This window comes from Candidatus Aquicultor sp. (assembly GCF_054640775.1).
In genome coordinates this window covers 1-5160 of sequence record NZ_JBTSLF010000174.1, presented here as the reverse complement: position 1 = coordinate 5160, position 5160 = coordinate 1, and the positions used below count along the sequence as shown (strand labels likewise).

The window sequence follows — 5160 nt, the reverse complement described above, 5'->3', positions numbered from 1 at the left end:
ACCGATCCGATCTCGATTTCCTTTTCTATCACCGCCTGATCATGGTCCACGGCTTTGGCCAGACAGGCGTCTACACACTGGTAGCATTCGGAGCAAATCCCGCATTTCAGACAGCGTCGCGCTTCCTCTTGCGTATCACTCTCCTGATAGCCCAGTTGAACCTCATTGAAGTTTTGGATTCGTTGATCGGCCGGGGCATGAGACATCCCAGTTCGGGCCTGTAGGGTCTGCCCCTCGGTTGGAACATCGATAACAGCTTCCCAAAGTTTCGGTCGGCCCTCCTGCATATCGCGGCCTTGGAGAAAGCGATCAATCGATATGGCCGCTTCTTTACCGGCCCCGATGGCTTCCACTACGGTCCGCGGACCGCTGACGGCATCTCCGCCGGCAAAGATATCAGGATCAGCGGATTGGAGGGTTACCGGATTGACCTGAATGGTGCCCCAATCGTTAAGCTTACAGCCGCACTCCTCGGTCAGGCAGGTCCAATCGGACTCCTGGCCGATAGCCGGGATAACGGCATCGACTTCGATGATAAACTCACTGCCGGGGATCGGTTCCGGGCGGCGCCGGCCGCTTTGATCCGGTGCACCAAGGGCCATACGGAGGCATTCGATGGCCTTGACCCGGCCGGCTTCTGCCACCACCCGCACCGGATTGGTCAGAGTCATGATCTCGATCCCCTCGGCCTGGCATTCTTCAATCTCTTCGGCATTGGCCGGCATCTCTTCCAGACTGCGTCGATAGATAATGAAAGGACGGGTGCTGCCGGTGCGCAGGGCGGTACGCACCGCATCCATGGCCACATTACCGCCGCCGACCACCGCCACCCGGTCTCCCAGGTTGATCCGGTTGCCGAGATTGACCTCCCTTAAGAAATCAAGCCCGGGATAGACCCCCTTTAGATTTTCCCCCTCGATACCCAGGGCCTTACAGGCCTGAGATCCGATCCCCAGAAAGAAGGCCCCGTATCCCTGTTGCCGAAGTTGGCCGATGGTAAAATCCTTGCCGATCTCTACCCCGGTTTTGAACTCCACACCCAGATCGCGGATGGTCTGAATTTCCGTTTCGATGATGTCACGGGGCAGTCGGTAGGCAGGAATGCCCACACTCAGCATCCCCCCCAGAACAGGCAGTTTTTCAAAAACCGTAACCGCATACCCCTCGATGGCCAGAAAATAGGCACAGGTCAAACCGGCCGGTCCGGCGCCGATGATAGCCACCTTTTTTAGTTTGGATTCCTTTTTCTGTGGCAAGAAGGGAAGGCCGCTTTTCTGATCCCAGTCGGCTAAATACCGATGGAGGTTCATGATAGCCAAAGGTTCATCGACCGACTGGCGGGTGCAGGCCGCTTCACAAGGGTGGTGGCAAACCCTTCCGCAAACCCCGGGAAAAGGATGGTCATTTTTAAACAGCTCCACGGCCTCCTTGTATTTTCCGGCATTGATCAGGGCGATATACCCCTGAACACTCACATGAGCAGGACAAGTTACCCGGCAGGGGGCGTTTCCGCGCTTGCTAATGGCATATCCGCCGGGAATCGCCTGGGGATATTTTTTAAAGGCGGCCTTGCGCTTGGATAAGCCTTGATCATATTCGTTGGGCAGCTCTATGGGACAGACCTTGCTGCATTCACCGCAACTGGTGCACTTGGATAAGTCTACAAAGCGGGGCTGCTGCCGGAGTCGGGCCTTGAAAAAACCCTGCTCTCCATCCAATCCCAGGACTTCGGTATTAGTCAGAATTTCGATGTTCAGGTGCCGGCCGACCTCGACCAGTTTAGGCGAGATAATTCACATGGCGCAGTCATTGGTGGGAAAGGTCTTGTCCAACTGAGACATCAATCCACCGATGGCCGATGATTGCTCGACCAGGTAGACATAGTACCCGGAATTGGCCAGGTCCAGTGCAGATTGCATTCCGGCGATGCCTCCCCCGACCACCATTACCGCCCCAACCAAACTTGGTCCTTGGCTCACGACCGCAGGTGTTAGGCCTTTTTCGGTTTTCGATTCCATTTTACCTTCCCTCTAAACCGTCATGCCACGCTTTTGGTGGCGTGACACCACGATACATGAAAATAGGCTCGTTGAGTGATGGATCCTATTTTCGTATTAAATCCCTTCGATGATTTCCGGCAGTTTGTGCTCCCATCCCATAGTGGCCAGATAGACGCCGCTGTACCCCTGATTCTTGAGTTCCCTAACCGTTTCGGCTGCAATCCGGACACACTCGCGTACCTTGTCCGGTGCCCGAGCAATCCGGTCGATAACCGTATCCGGTATGTGAATATGCGGCAGGTTACGGACGATGTATCGGGCCATCCCTAATGACTTGAGCAGCATAACCGTGGGAATAATGGCCACCTTATGGAAATCGATCCGCTTTTTGTATGGTTCAAGCAGAGATAAGTCGAATATGGGTGAAGTGATGAAAAAGCGCGTTCCGGCCTCGACCCTTTTCATCAGCTCTTCCATTTCCACCTCCGTTGATTTCCCTTGGGATCCAGCTTCGGCGGTGGAACCGATAAAGAAGTCTGGTGCACCGCTGAGTTCGATACCGGCCATATCCCGACCTTTGTTGAGCCGGTCCATGGTTCTAATCAACTCAACAAGATCGATGTCAAATACCGAACGGGCCTGGTGATGATCCCCAAAGCTGGGATCTTCACCCCCGACCGCCATGACGTTGGTGATTCCCAGGGCGTAAGCTGCCAGCAAATCACCCTGGATGGCCAGACGGTTTCGGTCCCGGCAGCAAACCTGAAATATCGTCGGCAATCCTTCGTTCTGCAAGATCATAGCCCCTCCCAGGGAACTCATACGCATGACGGCATTGCTCATTTCCGGTACGACGAAGGCATCGATCCCGTCTTTGACTCTTTTGGCATTGGACAACAGGTCAGAGACCTCCACCCCTTTCGGTGGTTCCATTTCTGCTAAAAAAGTAAATTCCCCTGCCTCGATTTTATCCTTTAACCCCATGGCCCGCCTCCGATTATTAATTAGTTTCCATCCGGAAATTCGAATTTCCGGATGGAAACACCTGGATTTTCGCCTTAAGCACTCGCCAGAAACCCTTTTTTAATCGGTCGATTTCATCGACCTTAACAGGAGCTCGGCATCGGCATCCGGATGGATGCCTCTTCGAAAGCTCGACAAAGTCGAGCGGGCCGAGCGGCCCGACCGGATCGTGGTGCCACGCCCCAAAAGGCGGGGCATGGCGGTTTAGGTTGGAATTTTAGTTCGGCGATTCCGAAAATCACCCCGTCCATTACTTGAATCCTCTGTTCAAAGATTGCAGTATCGTTGAGAGCCGGCTTGTCTCTTAAATTGACAACACAAGACAACATTGGTATGATAAACCCATTGTAATCAAACTCTGATTCAATTATTTTTAATACTGGTTCCCCCTTCCTGGAAAATATATGGAAAATGAAATTAAAACAGAAAGCACTCCCACCCAAAACCTGTTGAATTCTTCTTTCAATAAACAACGATTCCCCCTCTCCTCTTTAGAAATCGTATTTGGTCTCCTGATCGTTTTGGGCCTGATTTATATCGGATATATAATATTTTTTCAGGATAGTTCCGGGACAGGGTCAAAATTGGAAAAGAAGATAAAAAATTTGGAAACCATTTCCCGGGAGCAGGCTGAAAAGCTTGATAAAAGGATAAAAGCGATTGAAGACATTCAGGCCAAATGGGAATCCAGGTTGAAAGCCCTGGAAATGGCCAATCAAGGTTTATCGGTTAAATTGGGGAAAAAAGAACCACCCAAGGCCGGAGAGAAGAACCTGCCACAGGATTCACCAGGAAAAAAGAAAATCCAACATAAAGTGAAAAAAGGTGAAACCCTGGCGAGTATTGCCGCTAAGTACAAGGTTACTTCGGGGGATCTGCTCCAATGGAATAAACGGAACAAAAATAAACCGGTACGACCAGGGGAAACTTTGACCATCATGTCCCGATAGAAAGCATCGGGTCATTTTTCTTAACGGATGACTGTTGAAACCAGAAAAAATAAAAGACCCAGGAGAACTTTTCAATGTCACTGCTGCGGGCATGGGGAAGAATTTTGCTGGGTTTGTCCTTGCGGATTTCAAATTTGTCAGCGTTGTTTTCAAGACAATGCCTGGGGGATGACCTGCAACGGTATTACCTGGATCTGCCCCGACTGCGGTTCTGACCGTTCTCTTTAGCCTCTCTTAACCCTTAACAGGGCCTCTTCTAAAATCCGGCTTAACTTTTTTTTGTACGGACCTTGACAATAGAAAATTAATTTTTATAGTAATAATAATTATTATCAAAATAAAAATTATGCCTTTTTCCCAAAAAAAACTCAGACAAACGGATGCCCGGCGGATCATACTGGAAGAATTAAAAGACGTTACCTCTCATCCCACGGCCGATGAAGTTTATACTATTGTCAGGAAACGTATTCCCAGAGTCAGCTTGGGGACCATTTATCGGAACCTGGAAATCTTATCGGAAAACGGTCAGATTAAGAAATTAGAAGGCGGGGGAAACCAAAGACGGTTCGATGGAACAACCGGCAACCACTATCATTTACGGTGCGTGGTTTGCGGTCAGATAAAGGATCTTACCACCCGTCCATTAAAAGAGATCGACCAAGCCGTCTCCAAACTGGGTGATTCTGAAATCCTTGACTATAAATTGGAACTGGTCGGCGTTTGTCCGGCCTGCAAAGCGGTTAAACCACAATCAAGCCAGCCAGCCATTCAAGAATAATAGAATCGAAAGGAGAACCCCTGATGGAGTTAAAAGGATCCAAAACCGAAAAAAATATCCTTACCGCCTTTGCCGGGGAATCCCAGGCCAGAAATCGATATACCTACTTTGCCAGCCAGGCCAAGAAAGAAGGATTGGTTCAGATATCGTTTATTTTTGAGGAGACGGCCAATCAGGAGAAAGAACATGCCAAAAGGCTGTTCAAACTGCTGCAGGGAGGTGAAGCACAAATCCAGGCGGTTTTTCCCGCCGGGGTTATCGGCTCCACCGCCGAGAATCTGGCGGCCAGCGCCGGTGGTGAGCATTATGAATGGACTGAAATGTATCCTGGTTTTGCCAAAGTCGCCCGGGAAGAAGATTTTAACGATATCGCAGCAATTTTCGATTACACTTCTATCGCTGAAAAGCA

Annotated in this window: 6 protein-coding genes; 4 read left to right on the top strand and 2 right to left on the bottom strand. The window is 50.3% G+C overall.

Going from position 1 to position 5160, the window contains the following annotated elements; genetic code table 11:
* Together ACYC56_RS12010 and ACYC56_RS12005 are read right to left on the bottom strand one after the other, a co-directional pair.
* A partial coding sequence (locus ACYC56_RS12010) for an NAD(P)-binding protein (RefSeq protein WP_461374417.1) occupies nucleotides 1-1946 on the bottom strand: 1946 nt, incomplete at its 3' end.
* A gap of 168 nt (nucleotides 1947-2114) precedes the next feature.
* A complete protein-coding gene (locus tag ACYC56_RS12005) occupies nucleotides 2115-2984 on the bottom strand; it encodes a methylenetetrahydrofolate reductase (protein WP_461374415.1) in 870 nt (289 codons plus the stop codon).
* Nucleotides 2985-3427: 443 nt separating this feature from the next.
* Here ACYC56_RS12005 and ACYC56_RS12000 point away from each other — a divergent pair, with 443 nt between their 5' ends.
* From ACYC56_RS12000 to ACYC56_RS11985, 4 genes are all read left to right on the top strand, one after another.
* Nucleotides 3428-3973 (top strand): LysM peptidoglycan-binding domain-containing protein, encoded by a 546-nt coding sequence (locus ACYC56_RS12000; RefSeq protein WP_461374414.1) that lies wholly within the window; start codon nucleotides 3428-3430, stop codon nucleotides 3971-3973.
* 34 nt (nucleotides 3974-4007) lie between these two features.
* A complete protein-coding gene (locus ACYC56_RS11995; protein WP_461374413.1) occupies nucleotides 4008-4145 on the top strand; it encodes a hypothetical protein in 138 nt (45 codons plus the stop codon).
* 174 nt (nucleotides 4146-4319) lie between these two features.
* Nucleotides 4320-4751: a Fur family transcriptional regulator gene (locus tag ACYC56_RS11990; RefSeq protein WP_461374412.1), complete on the top strand. Its 432-nt coding sequence runs from the start codon at nucleotides 4320-4322 to the stop codon at nucleotides 4749-4751.
* Nucleotides 4752-4771: 20 nt separating this feature from the next.
* Nucleotides 4772-5160: rubrerythrin family protein (locus ACYC56_RS11985; RefSeq protein ID WP_461374416.1), on the top strand; the 389-nt coding region annotated here is incomplete at its 3' end.

What these genes read in the sequence shown, in the direction of transcription:
- ACYC56_RS12005 (WP_461374415.1), bottom strand. Translation starts at nt 2,984, where the DNA reads ATGGGGTTAAAGGATAAAATCGAGGCAGGGGAATTTACTTTTTTAGCA.
- ACYC56_RS12000 (WP_461374414.1), top strand. Translation starts at nt 3,428, where the DNA reads ATGGAAAATGAAATTAAAACAGAAAGCACTCCCACCCAAAACCTGTTG.
- ACYC56_RS11990 (WP_461374412.1), top strand. Translation starts at nt 4,320, where the DNA reads ATGCCTTTTTCCCAAAAAAAACTCAGACAAACGGATGCCCGGCGGATC.